Source organism: Tateyamaria pelophila, from assembly GCF_019966495.1.
Lineage (GTDB): Bacteria > Pseudomonadota > Alphaproteobacteria > Rhodobacterales > Rhodobacteraceae > Tateyamaria > Tateyamaria pelophila.
The window spans coordinates 1-20,511 of record NZ_JAIMIA010000082.1; the positions used below are offsets into that span (position 1 = coordinate 1).

General features: G+C 61.1%; 16 protein-coding genes and 1 pseudogene. 14 read left to right on the forward strand and 3 right to left on the reverse strand.

What is annotated here, in order from left to right; genetic code table 11:
* Window positions 1-45: 45 nt before the first annotated feature.
* Window positions 46-2,310, reverse strand: a complete 2,265-nt coding sequence (locus LC354_RS19600; RefSeq protein WP_223427043.1) for a molybdopterin-dependent oxidoreductase — start codon at window positions 2,308-2,310, stop codon at window positions 46-48.
* 100 nt (window positions 2,311-2,410) lie between these two features.
* Between LC354_RS19600 and LC354_RS19605 the strand changes: the two genes are divergently transcribed.
* The 14 genes from LC354_RS19605 (at window position 2,411) to LC354_RS27745 (ending at window position 19,347) form a co-directional block, all read left to right on the forward strand.
* The gene (locus LC354_RS19605; protein WP_223427044.1) at window positions 2,411-2,782 is read left to right on the forward strand and encodes a hypothetical protein; all 372 of its coding nucleotides are present in this window, start codon (window positions 2,411-2,413) and stop codon (window positions 2,780-2,782) included.
* Between the two features lie 3 nt (window positions 2,783-2,785).
* Window positions 2,786-3,424: a VOC family protein gene (locus tag LC354_RS19610; RefSeq protein ID WP_223427045.1), complete on the forward strand. Its 639-nt coding sequence runs from the start codon at window positions 2,786-2,788 to the stop codon at window positions 3,422-3,424.
* 446 nt (window positions 3,425-3,870) lie between these two features.
* Window positions 3,871-4,455 (forward strand): ANTAR domain-containing response regulator, encoded by a 585-nt coding sequence (locus tag LC354_RS19615; protein WP_223427047.1) that lies wholly within the window; start codon window positions 3,871-3,873, stop codon window positions 4,453-4,455.
* Entirely contained in the window at window positions 4,452-5,627 is a 1,176-nt protein-coding gene (locus tag LC354_RS19620) for a CmpA/NrtA family ABC transporter substrate-binding protein (RefSeq protein ID WP_223427048.1), read from the forward strand. Before LC354_RS19615 ends, LC354_RS19620 begins: the two co-directional genes overlap by 4 nt.
* A gap of 286 nt (window positions 5,628-5,913) precedes the next feature.
* Window positions 5,914-7,281, forward strand: a complete 1,368-nt coding sequence (locus LC354_RS19625; protein ID WP_223427050.1) for a CmpA/NrtA family ABC transporter substrate-binding protein — start codon at window positions 5,914-5,916, stop codon at window positions 7,279-7,281.
* 96 nt (window positions 7,282-7,377) lie between these two features.
* Window positions 7,378-8,454: an ABC transporter permease gene (locus tag LC354_RS19630; RefSeq protein ID WP_223427052.1), complete on the forward strand. Its 1,077-nt coding sequence runs from the start codon at window positions 7,378-7,380 to the stop codon at window positions 8,452-8,454.
* 5 nt (window positions 8,455-8,459) lie between these two features.
* Window positions 8,460-10,139 (forward strand): ABC transporter ATP-binding protein, encoded by a 1,680-nt coding sequence (locus LC354_RS19635; RefSeq protein ID WP_223427059.1) that lies wholly within the window; start codon window positions 8,460-8,462, stop codon window positions 10,137-10,139.
* Between the two features lie 43 nt (window positions 10,140-10,182).
* Window positions 10,183-11,118 carry a GAF domain-containing protein gene (locus tag LC354_RS19640; RefSeq protein WP_223427060.1) on the forward strand — a complete coding sequence of 312 codons (936 nt, stop codon included), beginning with the start codon at window positions 10,183-10,185 and terminating at the stop codon, window positions 11,116-11,118.
* Window positions 11,119-11,129: 11 nt separating this feature from the next.
* Complete coding sequence (nirB, locus tag LC354_RS19645) at window positions 11,130-13,568, forward strand: nitrite reductase large subunit NirB (protein ID WP_223427062.1); 2,439 nt, start codon at window positions 11,130-11,132, stop codon at window positions 13,566-13,568.
* A complete protein-coding gene (gene nirD, locus LC354_RS19650; RefSeq protein WP_223427064.1) occupies window positions 13,565-13,894 on the forward strand; it encodes a nitrite reductase small subunit NirD in 330 nt (109 codons plus the stop codon). Before nirB ends, nirD begins: the two co-directional genes overlap by 4 nt.
* Window positions 13,894-16,524: a nitrate reductase gene (locus LC354_RS19655; protein WP_223427065.1), complete on the forward strand. Its 2,631-nt coding sequence runs from the start codon at window positions 13,894-13,896 to the stop codon at window positions 16,522-16,524. The genes nirD and LC354_RS19655 overlap by 1 nt, the downstream gene beginning before the upstream one ends.
* A complete protein-coding gene (locus LC354_RS19660; RefSeq protein WP_223427067.1) occupies window positions 16,521-17,459 on the forward strand; it encodes a glycosyl transferase family protein in 939 nt (312 codons plus the stop codon). The genes LC354_RS19655 and LC354_RS19660 overlap by 4 nt, the downstream gene beginning before the upstream one ends.
* Before the next feature lie 14 nt (window positions 17,460-17,473).
* Window positions 17,474-18,901: a siroheme synthase CysG gene (gene cysG / locus LC354_RS19665; RefSeq protein ID WP_223427069.1), complete on the forward strand. Its 1,428-nt coding sequence runs from the start codon at window positions 17,474-17,476 to the stop codon at window positions 18,899-18,901.
* 311 nt (window positions 18,902-19,212) lie between these two features.
* Window positions 19,213-19,347 (forward strand): hypothetical protein, encoded by a 135-nt coding sequence (locus LC354_RS27745; RefSeq protein WP_263289477.1) that lies wholly within the window; start codon window positions 19,213-19,215, stop codon window positions 19,345-19,347.
* A 181-nt stretch (window positions 19,348-19,528) separates the two neighbouring features.
* Here the strand turns inward: LC354_RS27745 and LC354_RS19670 are convergent, their stop codons facing one another.
* Together LC354_RS19670 and LC354_RS27915 are read right to left on the reverse strand one after the other, a co-directional pair.
* Complete coding sequence (locus LC354_RS19670) at window positions 19,529-19,882, reverse strand: hypothetical protein (RefSeq protein ID WP_317849362.1); 354 nt, start codon at window positions 19,880-19,882, stop codon at window positions 19,529-19,531.
* 3 nt (window positions 19,883-19,885) lie between these two features.
* Window positions 19,886-19,951: pseudogene (locus LC354_RS27915) on the reverse strand (hypothetical protein); the annotation flags it as partial.
* Window positions 19,952-20,511 lie beyond the last annotated feature (560 nt).

Below are 20,511 nucleotides of genomic sequence, written 5' to 3' on the forward strand. Positions count from 1 at the left end.
GGTAAAAGATACTTGATCCGCAGGCCTGATCAGGCGATCTTCGCGTCAGATGGCAGGCCACTTGGGGAATGTCGGTTCAATCATTGCTGAATGCGCGGCCGGGCTTTGCGTCAGCGAAGACGTGCGCAGGTCATGGGTCAAGACGTTTGGATTGCCGTGTCGATCCCGCGCCTGAGGAGCATCAAAATCCGGATCATACCAGGCGCCAGTCCACAGAAAGACACATCCCGGGCTGATTTCGTCCGTGACCCTGGCCCCCGCCAGACAGCGACCCCGGTTGTTGAACAATTCAACCACATCGCCGGATTTAATCCCTCTTTCCTCTGCATCATCGGGATGGAGCAAAACGGGTTCACGACCTGCAATCTTTTGACTTAGGCTGTATGCGCCATTGTCGAGCTGGCTGTGCAACCGCGTTTTGGGCTGGCCGGACAGCATCGCGAGAGGGAAGTCACCAGCCTCATCAGCGACCCGGTCGCGCGGTGGATACCAGTATGGATGCCCCTTGCAGTCCGGCAGTTCAAACCCCGCGATCGTTTCGGAAAACAACTCAATCCTGCCACTGGGTGTTGGGAGCGCATGAGCAACAGGATCAGCGCGGTACTCTGACAGAAACACCTGCGCGGGGCTTGGGTCGGGGAGGTGAATGACATCGCCGGCGATGAATGCCTGCCAGTCCGGCAATGCGAGGCCCGCCTCCTTGGCGCGCGCGCGCGTAATTTCCCAGATATCGTCTATCCATTCGTCACTTGATTTGCCTTCCGTGAAAGCAGCATCGCTGCCAAGGCGCGCTTCAAGATCTGCATAGATGTCATATTCTACACGCGCCTCACCCTGTGGTGTGATCAGCTGCGGCATGGGCACGAGGGCATTGTCCGACTTCCCCGCACCGAAGTCCGTGCGTTCTTGAGCCGCCGCGATGGGCAGGACAATGTCCGCGTGGCGTGCCGTTGCCGTCCAATTCAGATCGTTCACGATAACTGTTTCCGGCGTCTGAAAAGCGTCATGCAAACGATTCAGATCCTGATGGTGATGAAACGGATTGCCCCCGGCCCACCACACCAGTCGCGTATCCGGGAATGTTCTTTGTTGACCCTGATAGGAATATGACCCACCCGGATTCAAGAGCATCTCACTGATCATGGCCACCGGGATGAAATCACGGACCGGATTGATGCCTTGCGGCAATGTCCCCCAGCGAAAGGGGCGCTCGACGTTGCCGATGTTGGCATTGACGCCATACCCAACCGTGTAGCCACCGCCCGGCAGCCCGATCTGCCCCAGCATCGCGGCAAGCGCAATGGCCATCCACATGGGTTGCTCTCCGAAGTCGGTACGCTGTACGCCGGCGGCGACGCTAATCATAGTGCGCCCGGCAGCCATACGCAGCGCCAACGCCCGGATGTCGCCCGCAGCAACGCCCGTCCGTGCCGCCGCCCACGCAGCATCCTTTGGCTCATCGTCGTGGTCACCCACAAGATACGCGCGCAGCCGTTCGTAGCCGACGGTGTAAACCTGTAAAAACTCCAGATCGCAGAGGTCTTCTTCGATCAATGTGTGGGCAAGTCCCATCATCAGCGCCGTATCGCTCCCCGGGCTGACCGGCAGCCACTGTGCGTTCAGAACATCCGACGCATCGCTGCGCAAAGGACTGATATTGACGAAGCTGACGCCTGCAGTCGCACAAGCCTCAAAGTTGCCGATCATCCGATGTTTGGACACCCCCCCGTCACTGACCTGCGTGTTGCGCAGCGCCAGACCGCCGAACATGACGATCAGATCGGTGTGCTTTGCGATCACCGGCCAACGCGTGGCTTCGACCACATGCTGACGATAGGGGCCGACGATATGCGGCATCAAACCCAATGCCGCATTATAGCTGTAGTTGCCTTCAGACCGGACAAAGCCGCCTTGCGTGTTCAGAAACCGCTTCAACTGACTTTGCGCGTGGTGGAACCTGCCGGTGCTCGACCATCCATATGACCCGGCAAAAATGGCCGAGTTACCGTGCTGGGTACGCACGCGCGTCAACTCCCGGCACACCAGATCCAGAGCGCGGTCCCAACTGACTTCGACAAATTGGTCCCGACCGCGCCGTACGTTACCGGGCGTGCCATCGAGCCAGCTTTTGCGTATGGCCGGACGCAGGATGCGCGCCTTTCCGTGCAGACTGCCGGGAATGTTCGCGTTGATCTCCGAAGTGGCGGGGTCACTTGCGTGGCCCTCGACAGAAACAATTCTGTTGTCGACAACCGTGGCCACTCCGATACCCCAGTGACTTGATGTCAGTTTCGTCCCTTGATCGCTCATCCGCTCCAGTCCGTGCTGATATACAGTACAATTATGCTGAATATTGACACATTGCACACTGCCTGTCATCTTGGAACTGCAGACTACACGTGAGTAGCCCATGACCCATTCTTCGTCGGATATTGTAGATGATCTTGTCCAATTGGGCAGGCCCGCTCGGGTCCGGGGACGGCATGTCAACATGCCTCTGGAATTGGGCGCGACGATCGTATTCGACACGCTTGTTGAGTTCGAGGCCGCCTATTACGGACGCTATAGCGACGCGGCGACGTTCAAGCTCGGAAGGATGCTCGCCCATCTGGAACAGGGCGGTCATGAAAGTCTGGCCCTGCCCGTTACACCAAAGCGTAGTGCCGACACTTGGACTGAAGACAGGCGGCTTGTTCATTTCAATATCGGCCTAGAAGAACTCGATATACTTGTAGCTGGTCTCACACCCGCCCTTCCCCATCTCAAGACCGCATCGGAGTAAACAATGCATAACAGGATCGATCATTTTGCCATCGGTGCGGACACGCTGGAACAAGGCGTTGCGGCAATGGAAGCCAAGCTCGGTGTAACAGTGCCCCGCGGGGGCAAGCATGACGCGATGAGCACGCACAATTGCGTCATGCAGGCCGGGAACGAGAGCTTTTTCGAACTGATCGCGACTGATCCCGATGCCCCGGCAGATCCGGGCCGGACCCGATGGTTCACATTGGACGACCCCGCAACCCAAGAGCGCCTCGCAGAGCGACCCCGTGCATTATGTTGGGTTGTGGGCACCGATGACCTTGACGGGGTGATCGCCACCAGCCCAGTAGATCTGGGTGAGGTCGTTCTGTTCACGCGCGGTGATCGGTCATGGCGACTGACTGTGCCTAAAGACGGACACTTGCCAATGGGCGGCCTGCTGCCGGCCTTTATCGAATGGTCACCGGGTCCACACCCCAGCACGGGTCAACAGGATTTGGGAGTGACACTCGACGCCGTGCAACTGCAATATCCCGATCCCGACGAACTGATTGCCATACTTGCCGCGCTCCATGTGGATCACCTGGCAAAAGTCAGTCCGGGCACCAGTGCCCTCTCCTTTTCATTGAAGACACCAAACGGCCTGAAGGTTCTCGACTGAACTCGGGGCCTCCACCTATGCGCAACACTTCAACCCGCCAATTGAACGAAAGCCCCGATCCAACCAAATTGGAATTGTACTGAATGCATTGTGGGAAGGCCTTTCAGGGCGCTGCTGAGAGGCGATTTTCATGACTTCCTTCGAAGTGATACTTTAGCTTGTTTGAGCATTTTGGCACGACGTACATTCTGGTCGGCTCTGTGAGAGCCTGCACTCTGATTGCGGCGATGTTGAAACATCTGACAGGCTGCCAGTGAAACCTGCGCACGCATGGGCACCTGCGTGTCACCATCGTCAAGCGGCCCTTCGCCCGGCAGTCCCAACTTCTTTTCGAACGCCGAAAACATAAGCATAATTTTCGTGTTTCTGACAGTCGCGCTGAGAATCCGACACAGCTCTACGCATAAACATTGCTCTTCCAAAATGATTGGCGCACTCCATTCGACATGAGCGTCAAACTTACAGTTGTCGTTGTTGAGGAAGATCGCGATCGCGCGATTGGAATCTTAGATGCCCTCAAGGCCAGCGGGGATTGTGACGTGTTCGTCATTGGCAATTCGAGCGGCCTTGCGCGCAAAATCGCGTCGCACGCTCCCGACATCGTTTTGATCGATATCGACAACCCCACCCGCGACATGATGGAAGAGTTGACGTTGGCCTCGGGCCCGCTGGATCGCCCCGTTGCCATGTTCGTCTCGGGTGCGGCGGGTGGGCTTGCACAGGCGGCCATCGAGGCGGGCGTGTCGGCTTACGTGGTCAACGGGCTGTCGCCCGAGCGGCTCAAGCCTGTGATGGACACCGCGATCGCGCGGTTCAGCATGATGCGCCAGATGCGCAACGAACTGGCCGAAACCCGGCGCGCACTGGAAGAGCGAAAAGTGATCGACCGCGCCAAAGGGCTCTTGATGAAGGCCAGGGGCATCGACGAAGATGCAGCCTATGCCCTCTTGCGCAAAAGCGCGATGGACAACGGACGGCGCGTCGCGGACGTGGCTGAGGCTCTGGTGACCGCATCGGGGCTGTTGGGATGAAAACTGTCGCCCTGCCCGTCGCCTACATGCCACTGGTTGATGCGGCCCCGCTGATCATCGCGCAGGAAATGGGCTTTGCCGAGGCCGAAGGGATCGCGCTTGATCTGATCGCGGCCCCGTCCTGGTCGTCGGTGCGCGATATGCTCGCCTTTGGCCGTGTGGATGCGGCCCATATGCTGTCTCCTGTTCCAGTCGCCATGGCAATGGGGCTCGGGGGTGTGTCAACGGCTCTGTCGGCTGTGTCCGTTCTGTCGATAAACGGCAACGTGATCGGTGTGGGACGCGAGCTGGAGGCGAAACTGCGTGACGTTGGTTATCAATTCGACTTTGCCGACCCGGTCAAGGCCGCCGAAGCGCTGGCGCAGGTCCATCCCGGCCCCCTGACGTTTGGCGTGCCCTTTCCGTTTTCCATGCATGTCGAATTGCTGCGCTATTGGAGCGCGGCCACTGTTCTGGGACCCAAGGGCATCGAAACCCGCACTGTTCCGCCACCGTTGATGGCCAGCGCGCTTGCGGCCGGGGACGTGGACGCGTTCTGCGTGGGCGAACCGTGGGGGTCTGTGTCGGTCGAGGACGGCGCGGGAGCGCTGTTGTTGCCCGGCAGCCGCATCTGGCAATTCGCCCCGGAAAAGGTGCTGGCTGTGCGCACCGATTGGGCCGATACCGAACCCGATCTGGTTGCGCGGCTGATGCGGGCGGTGTTTCGTGCCGGGCGCTGGCTGTCGCGCCCCGAAAGCCGCAGTGCAGCAAGCGAAGTGCTGTCGCGCCCTACCTATCTGGACGTACCTTCGGAACTGATCGACCGGGCACTCAGCGGGCACCTCATCCTGTCCAACCGGGGCGAATTGCGGCCCGTAGCGCGGTTCGTGGAGTTCTTTGACGGGGCTGCCACCTTTCCATGGCGCAGTCAGGCCAAATGGATCGCCACCCGGCTGGCGGCAGCGCATGACCAGGACTTGACCGGCCAACTTGAGCGGGTGTCGCATGTGTTCCGCGCTGACCTGCACCGCCGTCACCTCGCGCAAACCAGCAGCGACCTCCCCGGCGCATCCGAGAAAGTCGAGGGCACGATTCGCCACGACACGCCTGTTGCCTCTGCTCAAGGCAGACTGACGTTGTTGCCGGATACGTTCTTTGATGGCCGTATTTTTGATCTTTCCGAAAAATCCTGACTATTTCGCAAGCACAAACCGTTGCCTCACGCTTTGGTTGTATCCCCAATCCACATTTTTGACAGGTTTTCGAAAGTTTCACTTGGCGCTTCATGCTGCGATGCCGCATAGATGCCAAGACATCTTACAATGGCGTAAGTTGGTCCGAGATTTTTTCCCACTGACAGGGAATTCCCTGAGCAAGGTCGCTCGCTTTTCACCGTTTGACGGTGATAAGTGATCGGCCTTTTTGCGTTTTTCCGCCCGGTTTTCCCCTCCCCGACCGGGCTTAGTGAAAGGACTATCCATGAAAAAGCTCCTCATTGGTCTTGCGACGAGCACGGCCATTATCAGCCCGGCCTTTGCCGACCTACTTGATCTGGAAAAAGACGAACTGACCTTTGGATTCATCAAATTGACAGACATGGCTCCGCTCGCCGTGGCCTACGAACAGGGCTATTTCCTCGACGAGGGATTGTTTGTCACGCTCGAAGCACAAGCCAACTGGAAGGTATTGCTGGACGGAGTGATCGACGGACAGCTTGATGGCGCGCACATGCTTGCAGGTCAGCCATTGGCCGCCACCATCGGGTTCGGCACAGAAGCTCATATTATCACACCCTTTTCCATGGACCTGAACGGCAACGGCATCACTGTATCCAACGAGGTCTGGGAAGGCATGTTGCCCCACATCCCGAAAATGGACGATGGCCGCCCGCAACACCCGATTTCCGCATCCGCACTGGCCCCCGTCGTCAAGGAATTCAACGACGCGGGCAAGGCGTTCAACATGGGGATGGTTTTCCCCGTGTCGACCCACAATTACGAGCTGCGCTATTGGCTGGCCGCCGGCGGTCTGCACCCCGGTTTCTACAGCCCCGAAAACATTTCCGGCCAGATCGGCGCGGATGTGCTGCTCTCCGTGACACCCCCACCGCAAATGCCCGCTACACTCGAAGCTGGCACGATCAACGGCTATTGCGTGGGCGAGCCGTGGAACCAGCAGGCCGTTTTCAAGGGCATTGGCGTACCGGTGATCACCGACTACCAGCTTTGGAAGAACAACCCGGAAAAAGTCTTTGGGATCACGGCAGAATTTGCCGAACAGTACCCAAACACAACGCTTGCGGTGACCAAAGCGCTGATCCGTGCGGCCATCTGGCTGGATGAAAACGACAACGAAAACCGCCCCGCTGCGGTCGAAATCCTCAGCCGTCCGGAATATGTGGGTGCGGATTACGAGGTGATCGCCAACTCGATGACCGGCTTTTTCGAGTTCGAAAAGGGCGACAAGCGGGACATCCCCGATTTCAACGTGTTCTTCCGCTACAACGCGACCTACCCGTTCTACTCGGACGCCGTGTGGTACCTGACGCAGATGCGCCGCTGGGGCCAGATCTCCGAGCCAAAATCGGACACCTGGTATGACGAGGTCGCCCGCGAAGTCTACAAACCCGAAATCTACCTCGAAGCGGCCCGCATGCTGGTCGATGCCGGTCTGGCAAACGAGGCGGATTTTCCATGGGACAGTGATGGCTACAAGGCGCCGACCCCTGCGGGCGATATCATTGACGGCATTCCCTACGATGGCCGCGCGCCCAACGCTTACCTCGAAAGCCTGCCCATCGGGCTGAAAGCTGACCAGGTCGTCATAGGCTCCGAAGTCAAAGGCTAAGACCAAAGCGGGGGCGCCGCAACTGCGCCCCCACCTCTCTCCCGCTGGGTGCGCATGTGCGCGCACCGTCCGCTGCCCGAACACGAGGATACAGCCATGACCACAGTCGATCCCAATTTTGCCGAGACGGCCGAGCGCGAAGCGCGGCGTGCACGGCTCTTCACCCGTATCAACGCCGCCGACAAATGGTTTCAGGTCCTGGGCCTCGCTTGGGTGACTCCGATCCTGCGGGCTGCTGCCGGGGACAACCCCCGCGCGCAAATGAAAGACATTCTGCGCCTGCTCGCCGTGCCCTTGCTGGCCATCGGCGCCTTCCTGCTGCTCTGGGGTACGTTGGCCCCGACCGTGCAAACATCGCTGGGTGCGGTGCCCGGCCCCGCGGAGGTCTGGACCGAGGCGATTAACCTCCACAAGGACGCCCAGAACAAGGCCGAAAGCCGCGCGCGGTTCCAACAACAGGTCGCCAAATTGAACGAACGCCGGATCGCCGACGGGCAAGAGCCTGTCGAGCGCGCCTATACCGGTGCGCCTACCTATTACCAACAGATCTGGACGTCGATCCAAACCGTGTTCTTCGGCTTTCTGATTGCAACGGTGGTGGCCGTGCCACTTGGCATCGCGGCGGGGCTGTCGCCCATTGCCAATGCCGCATTGAATCCGCTGATCCAGATTTTCAAACCCGTCTCACCGCTGGCTTGGCTGCCCATCGTGACAATGATCGTGTCCGCTCTTGCCGCCTCGAATGACGGTTTGCTGCCGAAAAGCTTCATCATCTCGGCCGTCACCGTGACCCTGTGCTCGCTCTGGCCGACGCTGATCAACACGGCCCTCGGAGTCGCCAGCATCGACAAGGATCTCATCAACGTCTCCAAAGTGCTCAAGATGAACACTTGGACCAAGATCACCAAGCTCGTGCTGCCCTCAGCCCTGCCTCTGATCTTCACCGGCCTGCGGCTCAGCCTCGGTGTGGGCTGGATGGTGCTGATCGCCGCTGAAATGCTGGCGCAGAACCCGGGCCTTGGCAAATTCGTCTGGGACGAATTCCAGAACGGCTCCTCCTCAAGCCTGGCCAAGATCATGGTCGCGGTGCTGACCATCGGCATCATCGGCTTCCTGTTGGACCGTGTGATGTACGCGCTGCAGTCCCTGTTCACTTTCTCGAACAATCGGTGAGCATTATGGGTATTCTCAAACTTGAAAACGTCAGCCAAAGCTTTGGCACCGGCACCCACGCCACCCACGTCCTGAAGGACATCGATCTTGATGTGGCCGAAGGAGAATTCCTTGTCCTGCTGGGCTTTTCCGGCTCGGGCAAGACCACGCTGATCAACCTGATGGCGGGTCTTGAACACCCCACAAAGGGCAACATCACGTTCAAGGGCGCCCCCATTACCGGACCGGGGCCAGAACGTGGCGTGATCTTTCAAAGCTACTCACTGATGCCGTGGCTGACAGTGAACGGCAATGTAGGCCTTGCAGTCGACACAGTCTTTCCCGATCTCAGCCGCGCGCAAAAGGCGGAAAAGGTCGCCCATTATGTCAACATGGTGGGTCTTGGCCACGCCGCCACGCGCCGTCCGGCGGAACTCTCCGGCGGCATGCGCCAGCGTGTCAACGTGGCACGTGCCTTGGCGATGAACCCGGAAATGCTGCTGCTGGATGAACCACTCTCAGCGCTCGACGCGCTGACCCGCGCCAATCTCGCGGACGAGATCGAACATATCTGGGAAGCGGACAAGAAGACCTGCGTGCTGATCACCAATGACGTAGACGAAGCGATCATCCTCGCCGACCGCATCATCGCGCTGAACCCCGACGGAACACTGGGCCAGGAGTTCAAAGTTGCGATTCCGCGCCCCCGCGACAGGCTCGAAATGAACACCGACGACGCGTTCAAGCGCTTGCGGGCAGACGTCACCAAGTACCTGATGGATGTCGGGATCGAGGCAAAGGTTGAAGGCACCCGGAAACTGCCCGACGTCACCCCGATCCACGGCGTGCCCACAGCTGTCAAAGAGGCGCAGGCCGGGATGATCGACGCGCGCTTTCTGGACTTCAGCCAGCTGCACAAGATCTATCCCACCCCCAAGGGGCCGCTCACCGTCGTCGAAGATTTCGACCTCAAGATCGACCGGGGCGAGTTTATCTCGCTGATCGGTCACTCGGGTTGTGGCAAATCCACAGTGCTGACCATGGCCGCAGGCCTGAACGGCATCTCGAAGGGCGCGATCAAACTCGATGGCCGCCATGTCGAAGGAGCCGACCCCGAACGCGCCGTTGTCTTCCAGTCGCCCAACCTGTTTCCATGGCTCACTGCGCGCGAAAACTGCGCCATCGGCGTGGACAAGGTTTATCCCCGCGCCAGCCGTGCGGAACGTCAGGACGTGGTGGAATACTACCTCGAACGGGTGGGTCTGGGTGAGGCGATGGACAAGCCTGCCTGCGATATGTCCAACGGCATGCAGCAGCGCGTCGGCATTGCCCGCGCCTTTGCGCTCAGCCCTAAGCTGCTGCTGCTGGATGAGCCTTTCGGCATGCTCGACAGCCTGACGCGCTGGGAATTGCAGGAGGTGCTGATGGAGGTCTGGTCGCGCACCAAGGTCACGGCGATCTGCGTCACCCACGACGTGGACGAGGCGATCCTGCTCGCCGACCGGGTGGTGATGATGACCAATGGGCCGCAAGCGACCATCGGCAAGATCCTGAACGTCGGCTTGCCGCGCCCGCGTACCCGCAAGGCGCTGCTCGAGCATCCCGATTACTACCGTTACCGCCAGCAGGTGCTGGATTTCCTTGAAGAATACGAACACGGCGCAAAGCCGAAGCGACCTGCCGACAAGGCTATCGCCGCCGAATAGGCACGAAAATGTGCGCCCGCGCGCCAAGACCGGAGATGATGATATGGACGGACCGATAGAGACGGAAACGGACACTTTTATACAAGTGGCCGAAGTGTGGGTGCCCAAGGACGGGCTGCTGGTTTACGCCGCAGGCGACGCCAACGGCCTCGGCGCATTCGAGGAAGCATCGCGCGGGACCAGCTTTGCCAAGGGCGAAGGATTGCCAGGCAAGGCCTGGGCCAAGGGACGCCCCGTGGTGCTCAAAGGATTTGACGGATCATATTTCAAACGGGTCGAGGCAGCCAAAGAGGCGGGGCTGAGCGCCGCTGTCGCGGTGCCTGTATTTGACGGGGATACCCTCAAGGCAGTGCTGGTGGTGTTGTGTGGGGATGATGCGAACCGCATCGGCGCGATCGAAGTCTGGACCGAAAATCGCGACGGGCTGTTGATGCTGGACGACGGCTATTACGGGGCTGCCGACGAGTTCGAGTTCGTGTCGCAACACACCTGTTTTCCACGCGGTCAGGGTCTGCCTGGCGGGGTCTGGGCGGCGGATGCACCGATCCTGATGCGCGATCTGGGTTCGGGATACAAATTCATCCGCGCCTCGGCGGCGGGCAAGGCCGGCCTGACCTCGGGCATCGGTCTGCCGATCCGGGTGCCGGGCGCGAAACCCTACATCCTGACGTTGCTGTCGGCTCTTGGCACCCCTATCGCGCGCCGCTTTGAAATCTGGGACGCACGCGGGGGCAAGGCTGTGCTGATCGACGGCGTCTGCGAACGCGAAGGCGCGCTTTGGCGGGACGAGGGCGATGGCACCCGCGCGGATGCCCCGCGCGCCGAGATGTGGAAAGGGCACATCGGTCAGGTCCTCGGCTCGGGTCTGCCTGTTGTCATGCGCAGCGCAGCGGGCCTGCCTGCAAGCTACGGCGCTTTTGTCGGACTGCCCTGTTATGCGAGCGGCGTGATGACTCACATCGTCGCCTGGTACATCTGAAAGGATTTGATATGAGCACGCGCAAACTTGTGGTGATCGGTGCCGGAATGGCCTCTGGCCGGGCATTGGAACACCTGTTCGAAGCGGCCGCCGGCGAATGGGACGTCACCCTTTTCAATGCTGAGCCACGGGGCAACTATAACCGCATCATGCTCTCGCCCGTGCTGTCGGGCGAGAAATCCTATAGCGAAATCGTCATTCATGACGACGACTGGTACGCTCAGCACGGCGTGACCTGCCGCTTTGGTGAACAGGTGCTGCGCATCGACACCGAAGCGAAGGTGGTCGAGGGCGAGAACGGCCATGTGCCCTATGACAAGCTGCTGATCGCCACCGGATCGAGCCCGGTCATCATCCCGCTGCCAGGTCACGATCTGGACGGCGTCATCGCTTACCGCGATCTGGAAGACACCAACCGGATGATCGACACAGCCAAACCCGGCGCAAAAGCGGTGATCATCGGCGGTGGCCTTCTGGGGCTAGAGGCCGCGGCGGGTCTGCGCCTGCGCGGCATGGACGTCAGCGTAGTGCACCTGAACGGCCACCTGATGGAGCGTCAACTGGACGAAAGCGCGGGCTTCCTGCTGCGCAAGTCATTGGAATCGCGTGGTATCGACATTTACTGCGGCGCGAACTCGCGAGAGATCCTTGGGCAAGACGGCAAGGTCCGCGCGCTGGTGCTGGACGACGGCACCGAACTGCCCTGCGATCTGCTGGTGATGGCCGTGGGCATCCGCCCCAACATCACGCTGGCCAAGGCATCCGGCATCGCAACCGGGCGGGGCATCCACGTGGACGATCAGATGGTCACCTCGCACGCCGACATCCTGTCCGTGGGCGAATGCATCGAACATGACGGCGCGGTCTTTGGCCTCGTTGCCCCGCTTTACGATCAGGCCAAGGTGGTGGCACAGACCCTGCTGGGCGAAGACGCCACATTCGTGCCCAAACAGCTGTCGACCAAGCTGAAGGTGACGGGGTGTGACCTGTTCAGCGCGGGTGACTTTGCCGACGGTGAAGGGCGCGAGGACATCGTGTTCCGCGATCCCGGACGCGGCGTCTACAAACGACTGGTGATCGAGGCAGGTCGCCTGATCGGCGCAGTCATGTATGGCGACACCTCCGACAGCAACTGGTTCTTCGGCCTGATCCGCGACAACACAGACATTGAAGAGATGCGCGAGACGCTGATCTTCGGCCCGGCCTATCAAGGGAGTGCCTCTTTGGACCCGCTCTCAGCCGTTGCAGCATTGCCGCGTGAGGCAGAGATTTGCGGCTGCAACGGCGTTTGCAAAGGCACCATAGCGGACGCCATTCAAGGCGGAGCAACCGATCTGGGCGCAGTCCGTGCGCAGACCAAGGCCAGCGCCTCTTGCGGCACCTGCACGGGGCTGGTCGAACAGCTGTTGCAAGTCTCTCTGGGGGACGCGTTCCAGATGCCGACCGCGCAACCGATCTGTGCGTGCTGTGACTTGTCCCACGAGGACGTGCGCCGCCTGATCAGAAGTCAGGAATTGAAATCGCAAGACGCCGTCTGGCAGGAACTGGGCTGGAAAACGCGCAACGGCTGCCATGTCTGCCGCCCTGCCGTGAACTTCTATCTTCTGGCGGACTGGCCGCTGGAATATCGCGACGACCCGCAAAGTCGTTTCGTGAACGAACGCAAACACGCGAACATTCAGAAAGACGGCACATTCTCCGTCGTCCCACGCATGTGGGGCGGCATCACCAACCCGGCCGAATTGCGCGCCATTGCGGATGCGGCGGACAAATACAACGTCCCCACCGTCAAGGTCACCGGCGGTCAGCGCATCGACCTCCTGGGCGTCAAGGGTGAGGATCTGCCGCATATCTGGGCTGACCTGAACAAGGCAGGCCTTGTCTCGGGCCATGCCTATTCCAAAGGCCTGCGCACCGTCAAAACCTGCGTGGGCACCGATCATTGCCGATTTGGCACGCAGGACAGCACCGGGCTTGGCATCAAGCTTGAAAAGATCCTCTGGGGCTCGTGGACGCCGCACAAGGTCAAGCTGGCGGTCTCGGGGTGCCCGCGCAACTGTGCAGAGGCGACCTGCAAGGACGTCGGCATCATCTCCGTGGACAGCGGCTATCAGGTCAGCGTCGGCGGGGCGGCGGGCATGGATGTCAAGGAAACCGAACGACTCGGTGATGTGGCCACGGAACAAGAGGCCATCGACCTCTCCGTCGCCTTCATCCAGCTCTACCGCGAAAACGCCAAATACCTCGATCGGCCCTACAAATGGGTCGCCAAAGTAGGGCTTGATTGGGTCAAGGAACGCGTCGTCGATGATCTGGGTGAACGCGCCCGCCTGATCGTGGCGTTCGATCTCAGCCAGAGCATCTATCGCAAGGACCCATGGGCCGAACACGTCCAAAGCGCGCAGGCCTTCCAACCTGTCGCAGACCTGACACTGGAGGCCGCAGAATGAGCTGGATCGACATTTGCGACGTCACTGACATCCCCCTGCGCGGCGCGCGCAAGATCAAGACGGCGCTGGGCTGCGTGGCCCTGTTTCGCACTGAAACCGAGGAGGTGTTCGCCGTCACAGATAGCTGCCCGCATAAGAATGGGCCGCTGTCCGAAGGAATCGTGCACGGTCAATCCGTGACCTGCCCACTGCACAACTGGGTCTTCGACCTGAACACCGGGCAGGCCAGCGCGGAAGACGCCCAGATCGAGACCCATGGCGTGCGCCTTGAGGCAGGTCGCGTGCTGCTGGACGCGGGCAAGCTGCGCGCGCGGAGTGCGGCCTGATGGACGGTGCGGGCCTGCCTGAAACCCGCTCGACCTGCCCCTATTGCGGTGTGGGCTGCGGCGTACTGCTGTCTCGCGACAGCGGGGGCGGTCTGCGGGTCCGTGGCGATCCCGATCATCCGGCAAATTATGGGCGGCTGTGTTCCAAGGGTTCAGCACTTGGCGAGACCGTCGGGCTGGACCAGCGCCTGCTCGCCCCGCGTGTGAACGGGCATGACACCGGCTGGGACGACGCCCTGCAACTGGTCGCCGACCGGTTCCGCGATACCATCGCCGAACACGGGGCCGACAGCGCGGCCTTTTACGTCTCGGGCCAGTTGTTGACCGAGGATTACTACGTGGCCAACAAGCTGATGAAAGGGTTCATCGGCTCGGCCAATATCGATACCAATTCACGGCTATGCATGGCGTCCAGCGTGGCCGGGCACAAACGCGCGTTTGGCACAGACACGGTGCCCGGCACTTACGAGGATCTGGACGCGGCGGACCTCGTCATTTTGGTCGGCTCCAACCTCGCCTGGTGCCATCCGGTGCTTTATCAACGCGTGCTGGCCGCACGGAAAAATCGTGGCACCAAGATCGTCGTGATCGACCCGCGCCGCACGGCCAGTTGCGACGGAGCCGACATGCATCTGGCGTTGCAGCCGGGATCGGACGTCGCCCTCTTCAACCGTCTTTTTGCCAGGATCCATGAATATGGCGCGGTGGACGTGGAATATCTAGCGCACACAAACGGCTATGACGCGGCTCTCGCGGCGGCTGCCTCTGACGATGTGTCGGTCACTGGACTGCACACGCAGGAGATCGACGCCTTTTGTGCCCTGTGGACGCGCACCGAGAAGGTGGTCACGATCTTCAGCCAAGGGGTGAACCAGTCAACCTCCGGCAGCGACAAGGTGAACGCGATCCTGAACTGCCATCTGGCAACGGGCCGGATCGGCAAACCGGGCTGCGGGCCACTGTCGGTCACGGGCCAACCCAACGCCATGGGCGGGCGCGAGGTTGGGGGGCTGGCCAACATGCTCGCCTGTCACCTCGATCTGGAAAATTCCGACCACCGCAGCGCCGTGCGCACCTTCTGGAACGCGCCCGCCATGCCTGATGCCGCGGGGTTCAAGGCAGTGGATATGTTCCGCGCGGTAGGAGACGGGCGGATCAAAGCACTGTGGATCATCCACACAAACCCCGCCGTCTCCATGCCCGAGGCCGACGCGGTGCGCGACGCCATCGCGGCGTGCCCCTTTACAGTGGTCAGCGACATCACCGCGCAAAACGACACAGCCCGGCTGGCCGACGTGCTGCTGCCCGCCACCGCGTGGGGCGAAAAGGACGGCACGGTCACGAATTCGGATCGCACCATCAGCCGCCAGCGCACCGCGCTGCCCGTCCCCGGTCAGGCGCGCCCGGACTGGGACATACTGGCCGAGGTCGGGCGGCGCATGGGGTTCGAAAAAGCCTTTGACTACGCCAGCCCCGCCGAGATTTTTCGCGAACATGCCGCCTTGTCCGGGATCGCGGGTGGCTTCGGGCGCGACTTCGATATCTCGGGCCTTGCGACCCTCAACGACAGTGAATACGCCGCGCTGCAACCCCGGCGCTGGCCCGTCACGGCAACCCGCAAGGGCGGTCGTTTTTTTGCTGACGGGGCCTTTTATCACGCCGACCGCCGGGCGCGCCTGCTGCCCGTCTTGTGGCGCGCCATGGCCGCCAAAACCGGCCCACGCTATCCCTTCCGGCTGAACACCGGGCGACTGCGCGATCAGTGGCACACGATGACACGCACAGCGCTCAGCCCGCGCCTGTCGGCCCATCTGGCCGAACCATTTCTTGAGGTTCACCCAGATGACGCGGCGGCGCTGAACATCGCGCCTGCCGATCTGGTGCGGGTCAGTAGCCCTTCGGCCACCTGTATCTTTCGCGCGCGCATCACCAACACGGTGCAACCCGGACAGGTCTTTGCTCCCATGCACTGGACCGGGGAAACAGCCCCTTCGGCACGCATCGACACGCTGGTGGCAGCGGCCACCGACCCGCTGTCAGGCCAGCCCGAAAGCAAGGGCAGCGTCGTCGCTGTCGCGCGCCACGACGCCGCTTGGTACGGTTTTGCGGTGTCCCGGAATCCCATGGCGCTGAAGTCGGACTACTGGGCACTGGCCCGCACAACGACGGGCTACCGCGCTGAACTTGCCGGGCAGGATACACCGAAAGATTGGGAGGCAGAGGCACGCGGCATTTTTGGCTTTGCGCACGCCGAGGTTGCGTCGATCATCGACGCGGCGCGCGGCACTGCCCGCATCGTTCTGCAACATGAGGGACGCGTACTGGGCGCGCTGTTCGTCTCACCAAAACCGGTCGCGGTCATGCGCGATTACCTGGCCACCCTGCCGGGGTCCGAGGCGGGCGATATCCTGGTGGGTCGCCCCGCCGCAGACGCACCCAATCCGGGACCGGTCCTGTGTTCCTGTTTCGGCGTTGGGATCAACACCATCGTCGCGGCTATTGAAACCAAAGGATTAATGACGGTCGATGCCATCGGCTCTGCCCTCAGCGCAGGCACCAATTGCGGCTCCTGCCGCCCAGAGATTGCCGAGCTCTTGCAAAGCGTACACCTGCGCGAGGCTGCGGAATGACCCTGTCGGATCATGTTCGCACGTTGGGTCGTGGTCCGGGGCGGTCCCGGTCGCTTACACAGGACGAGGCCGCGGACGCCATGTGCCAGATGCTGTTGGGCGAGGCCGCGCCACAGGCTGTCGGTGCGCTGCTGATGCTGCTGCGGATGAAGGGCGAAACGGCTGATGAAATCGCAGGCTTTGCATCCGCCGCACAGGCAGTACTGCCCGCCCTGCCGCCAGTCGATCTTGACTGGCCCAGCTACGGCGCGGGCCGCACGCGCGGTGCGCCATGGTTTCTGCTTTCGGCGCGGCTGGTGGCGCAAGCCGGCCATAGAGTACTGATCCACGGCTGGAACGGCACCGACACCAAGGTGCGCGACGGTCTTTCCGTCGCCGGGATCGGCATGGCATCGGATCCCGACGCGCTCGCCACGTTGCTCGACCGTGATCGCATCGCCTATCTGCCACTCGAAACCGCGTACCCAGCGCTGTTCGATCTCTTGGCCTTGCGCGATGTGCTGGGTCTGCGGTCCTGCATCAACACCGTGTGCCGCATGCTGAACCCAGCGCGTGCGCGCGCCAGCGTGCAGGGCGTATTCCACCCGTCTTACCGCGAATTGCAAGCCGACGCCGCCACGCGGCTGGGCTGGCATGCGCTCAGCGTGATAAAGGGCGGCGGAGGCGAATTCGAACGCAATCCGACCAAGGACATCGCCGCCTTCGGCCTGCGAAGCGGGCAGCGTTGGGAGGCAACTTTTGCCTCCCGCCTCGACGAAACGCGAAGGATGGCCGAACAACACGGGGTCACTTTTGGGTCGCGCGACCTGCCTGCGTTCGAAACCGAAATCATCACCGGAACCGCCGCCATCGCGCTCGATACGCTGGGCACACCTGCGGCAGGGGCGCTCGCCGCGCGGCTCTGGTCCGACCACCACGAAAATATCGCCGCCTGAAAGGACAAACACCGATGCAAGCCTTCCCCATGTTCATCCGCACCACGGGCCGCCGGATCGTCATCGTCGGCGGCGGCGAACAGGCCGCACAAAAAGCCCGGCTGATGCTGAAAACGGATGGCGACCTGATCCTGATTGCCGACAGGCTTGAGGACGAACTGCAGGGCCTTGTCGCCGCAGGCCGGGCACACCACGAAACCGCACTGTCGGTCAAGGCGTTCGAAAACGCGACCATGGCCTTCGTCGCCACAGGCTGCCCGGGGCTCGACGCGGCAGTGCACGGGCTGGCACAGGCGGCGCGTTGCCCGGTCAATGTGGTGGACCGCCCGGACCTCTGCGACATCACCACACCCGCTATCGTCGACCGCGACCCCATCGTTGTCGCCATCGGCAGCGAGGGGACGGCGCCCGTCCTCACCCGCGACATCAAGACCCGTCTGGAACAGATGCTGCCACAGAACATCGGCGGGCTTGCGGCGCTCGCAGGGCGCCTGCGCCCCAGCGTCGAGCGCCGCGTGCCGCGTGCACAGCGCCGCGCGCTCTGGGCCTGGGTGTTCAAGGGCACTCCTCATGATGCCTGGACGCGGGGCGCGGAACACGACGCCGCCCAAGCGATCAAGACGGCCATCGCCAACGGACAGGCCCCCGTGAACCGGGCTGCAGGCCACATTGCGCTGGTCGGGGCCGGCCCCGGCGCGCGCGATCTGCTGACCCTGCGCGCTGTTCAACGCCTGCAAGAAGCCGACGTGATTTTCTATGACCGCCTGGTGGACGCGGAGGTGCTGGAACTCGCCCGCCGCGACGCCGAACGGGTGTTCGTGGGCAAACATGTTGGCGCGCATGACTGGCCGCAGGACCGCATCAACAGTGTGATCGTGGCCGAGGCCCGCAAGGGGCGGCGTGTTGTGCGGCTCAAATCCGGCGATCCGGGTGTTTTCGGACGCGCGACCGAGGAATTGGATGCGGCCCGGGCCGCCGGCATTCCCATCGAACTGGTGCCCGGCATTACCGCCGCCTGTGCCGCAGCTGCCGCCTTTGGGCGCAGCCTGACCCAACGGGACGTGGCGGACACTTTGGTATTGGCCACCGGCACCGGCTGCGCCAGCGATCCGGTGCCTGATAGCTCGCGGCTTTCTGGTCCCGGCACAACCACAGCCTTTTACATGGCTGCAGGACACGCAGACCGCCTCGCCCAAAATCTGATGTGCGAGGGCTTGCCGCCGCAAACGAAAATAGACATCGCTGTCGACGTGTCAAAACCCACCCAGAGGCTTTTGACGGCCACTATTGCCACACTTGGCACGACGGTTCAGCACGAACACATCAAAGGTTGTGCAATCCTGCTGGTGACATGGCCAAAGTGGCTCGACTCAAAAGCACATAGTGACGGGATTGCGGTGCCGCAATATGCGCGCCATGACGGTAGCCAATCGGCGCGATGAGCCGACGGTATTGCGCATCGATGCAGGTTTCTTTCGTACAAAATATTCAGACGATGGGTAAATCACCGCCCTTCTGCCCGCCTTCGACGTTCTTGACGCGCGTTGCAGCGCAGATAGTCATTTGTCACGCAAAAGCCCGTTAGAACCCAGCGCTGGAAACGTTGCCAACCGTTTCACAACCTTTCCCTCGACATACCTAAGGTAAAAGTATCCATCAAAGTGCAGGCGCGCTTTGTCCATGGTCTGCCACCCGGTTCTGCTAGCTTCCGGTAATACTGAATCACAACCGGCTGGTGCCGCAAGGATCGACGATGTACGTGCTTCAGGTGCTGATGGATGTCTTCGCTGATGGCACCGATGGTGATCGAAAAATGGCCGCGACCCCAAGAGCGTCGTCCCCAATATCGTCGCTTGAATTACAGGATCTCGGGTTTCACCTTTTGTGAGGATCGCCTTTTCATCAAACCCGGGTGCCGCCGCCCGAAACGAAACCGTGTACGCATCGAGATAGCCGGATCTCGCCCTGCGGCGACGACGGAGCGGAGACCACCGCCGAAGCGGCGTGAAGGCCAGGATGACCTGCGTCAAACGCTTGGACCAGTCCCTGATGGCCAGAGACTTTGATCGTCACGTTGCGGAAATCCAACGCTGCCTCGCTATGCTTGACCGCGACACAGCCCTTGGCATTGCCGTCACAAAGTCCGCAGGATTAAGTCCGTTCAGGGCGGTATCCGGATCGGGTTCCAGCACGGCGCCCAGCAGAACTTCGGTATATGTGTGCGACGGCGTGGCATAGACATCTGCCGAGGGTCCCAATTCGCCGAGCCGCCTTTGATCCAGCACTGCCACGCGGTCGGACAGCGCCCGCACGACCGTAAGATCATTTCTGACAAACAAATAAGTTGTGCCTTGTGTTGCCTTGAGATCATTGAGCAAATCCAAGACCGCCGCCTGAACGGACAGATCCAGTGCAGATGTCACCTCATCACAGAGTACCAGATCAGGTTTGGCCGCGAAGGCCCGCGCGATGGCGACACGTTGCTTTTCTCCGCCAGACGACTGACCAGTTGGTCAGTCGCGGCATAACCGGTCATTTGTTGCCCAGTCCGCTCAGGTGCAGAAATCATTCGCGCCCGTGGACCAATGACGTTCTTGGCGCAGCGAGTTCACGCCGGACTGGCCGATCAGAGCCCAGGGAAGAAATGAAAGGTTCGTGCCGGGGGTTACAATTGTGTTTCGCTACAATAGCCAAGAATACCACGAACAAATGCGCCTTAGGGACCTGCGTTGGATGTGAGTTGTCGTCGCCAGTCTGTGCCAAGAGACCCTTAAACTGATGGGAATGTCTTCGTCGTCTGGACCCCTTGAAACGTCATTGATGATCCGCCTCGAGACGGTAGGAAAGGAAAGCGTAAACTCGTGGTGCTAATGCTCTTCGCAAAAAATGACTGGCGTTGCCTTCAACAGACAACGGCTTTCAAACCTACGTTAACTTTGGATTGTAGATCGGCATCCGGTAACATGGTGCTCAAAGGTACTGTAACCTGACGTCTGGAAATTTAGTTGGAGATTGCGCTGAGAGCCCCTGCCGAGGCGTGCCCCGGCAGAGG

What these genes read in the sequence shown, in the direction of transcription:
- LC354_RS19600 (WP_223427043.1), bottom strand. Translation starts at nt 2,310, where the DNA reads ATGAGCGATCAAGGGACGAAACTGACATCAAGTCACTGGGGTATCGGA.
- LC354_RS19605 (WP_223427044.1), top strand. Translation starts at nt 2,411, where the DNA reads ATGACCCATTCTTCGTCGGATATTGTAGATGATCTTGTCCAATTGGGC.
- LC354_RS19610 (WP_223427045.1), top strand. Translation starts at nt 2,786, where the DNA reads ATGCATAACAGGATCGATCATTTTGCCATCGGTGCGGACACGCTGGAA.
- LC354_RS19615 (WP_223427047.1), top strand. Translation starts at nt 3,871, where the DNA reads ATGAGCGTCAAACTTACAGTTGTCGTTGTTGAGGAAGATCGCGATCGC.
- LC354_RS19620 (WP_223427048.1), top strand. Translation starts at nt 4,452, where the DNA reads ATGAAAACTGTCGCCCTGCCCGTCGCCTACATGCCACTGGTTGATGCG.
- LC354_RS19625 (WP_223427050.1), top strand. Translation starts at nt 5,914, where the DNA reads ATGAAAAAGCTCCTCATTGGTCTTGCGACGAGCACGGCCATTATCAGC.
- LC354_RS19630 (WP_223427052.1), top strand. Translation starts at nt 7,378, where the DNA reads ATGACCACAGTCGATCCCAATTTTGCCGAGACGGCCGAGCGCGAAGCG.
- LC354_RS19635 (WP_223427059.1), top strand. Translation starts at nt 8,460, where the DNA reads ATGGGTATTCTCAAACTTGAAAACGTCAGCCAAAGCTTTGGCACCGGC.
- LC354_RS19640 (WP_223427060.1), top strand. Translation starts at nt 10,183, where the DNA reads ATGGACGGACCGATAGAGACGGAAACGGACACTTTTATACAAGTGGCC.
- nirB (WP_223427062.1), top strand. Translation starts at nt 11,130, where the DNA reads ATGAGCACGCGCAAACTTGTGGTGATCGGTGCCGGAATGGCCTCTGGC.
- nirD (WP_223427064.1), top strand. Translation starts at nt 13,565, where the DNA reads ATGAGCTGGATCGACATTTGCGACGTCACTGACATCCCCCTGCGCGGC.
- LC354_RS19655 (WP_223427065.1), top strand. Translation starts at nt 13,894, where the DNA reads ATGGACGGTGCGGGCCTGCCTGAAACCCGCTCGACCTGCCCCTATTGC.
- LC354_RS19660 (WP_223427067.1), top strand. Translation starts at nt 16,521, where the DNA reads ATGACCCTGTCGGATCATGTTCGCACGTTGGGTCGTGGTCCGGGGCGG.
- cysG (WP_223427069.1), top strand. Translation starts at nt 17,474, where the DNA reads ATGCAAGCCTTCCCCATGTTCATCCGCACCACGGGCCGCCGGATCGTC.
- LC354_RS27745 (WP_263289477.1), top strand. Translation starts at nt 19,213, where the DNA reads ATGTACGTGCTTCAGGTGCTGATGGATGTCTTCGCTGATGGCACCGAT.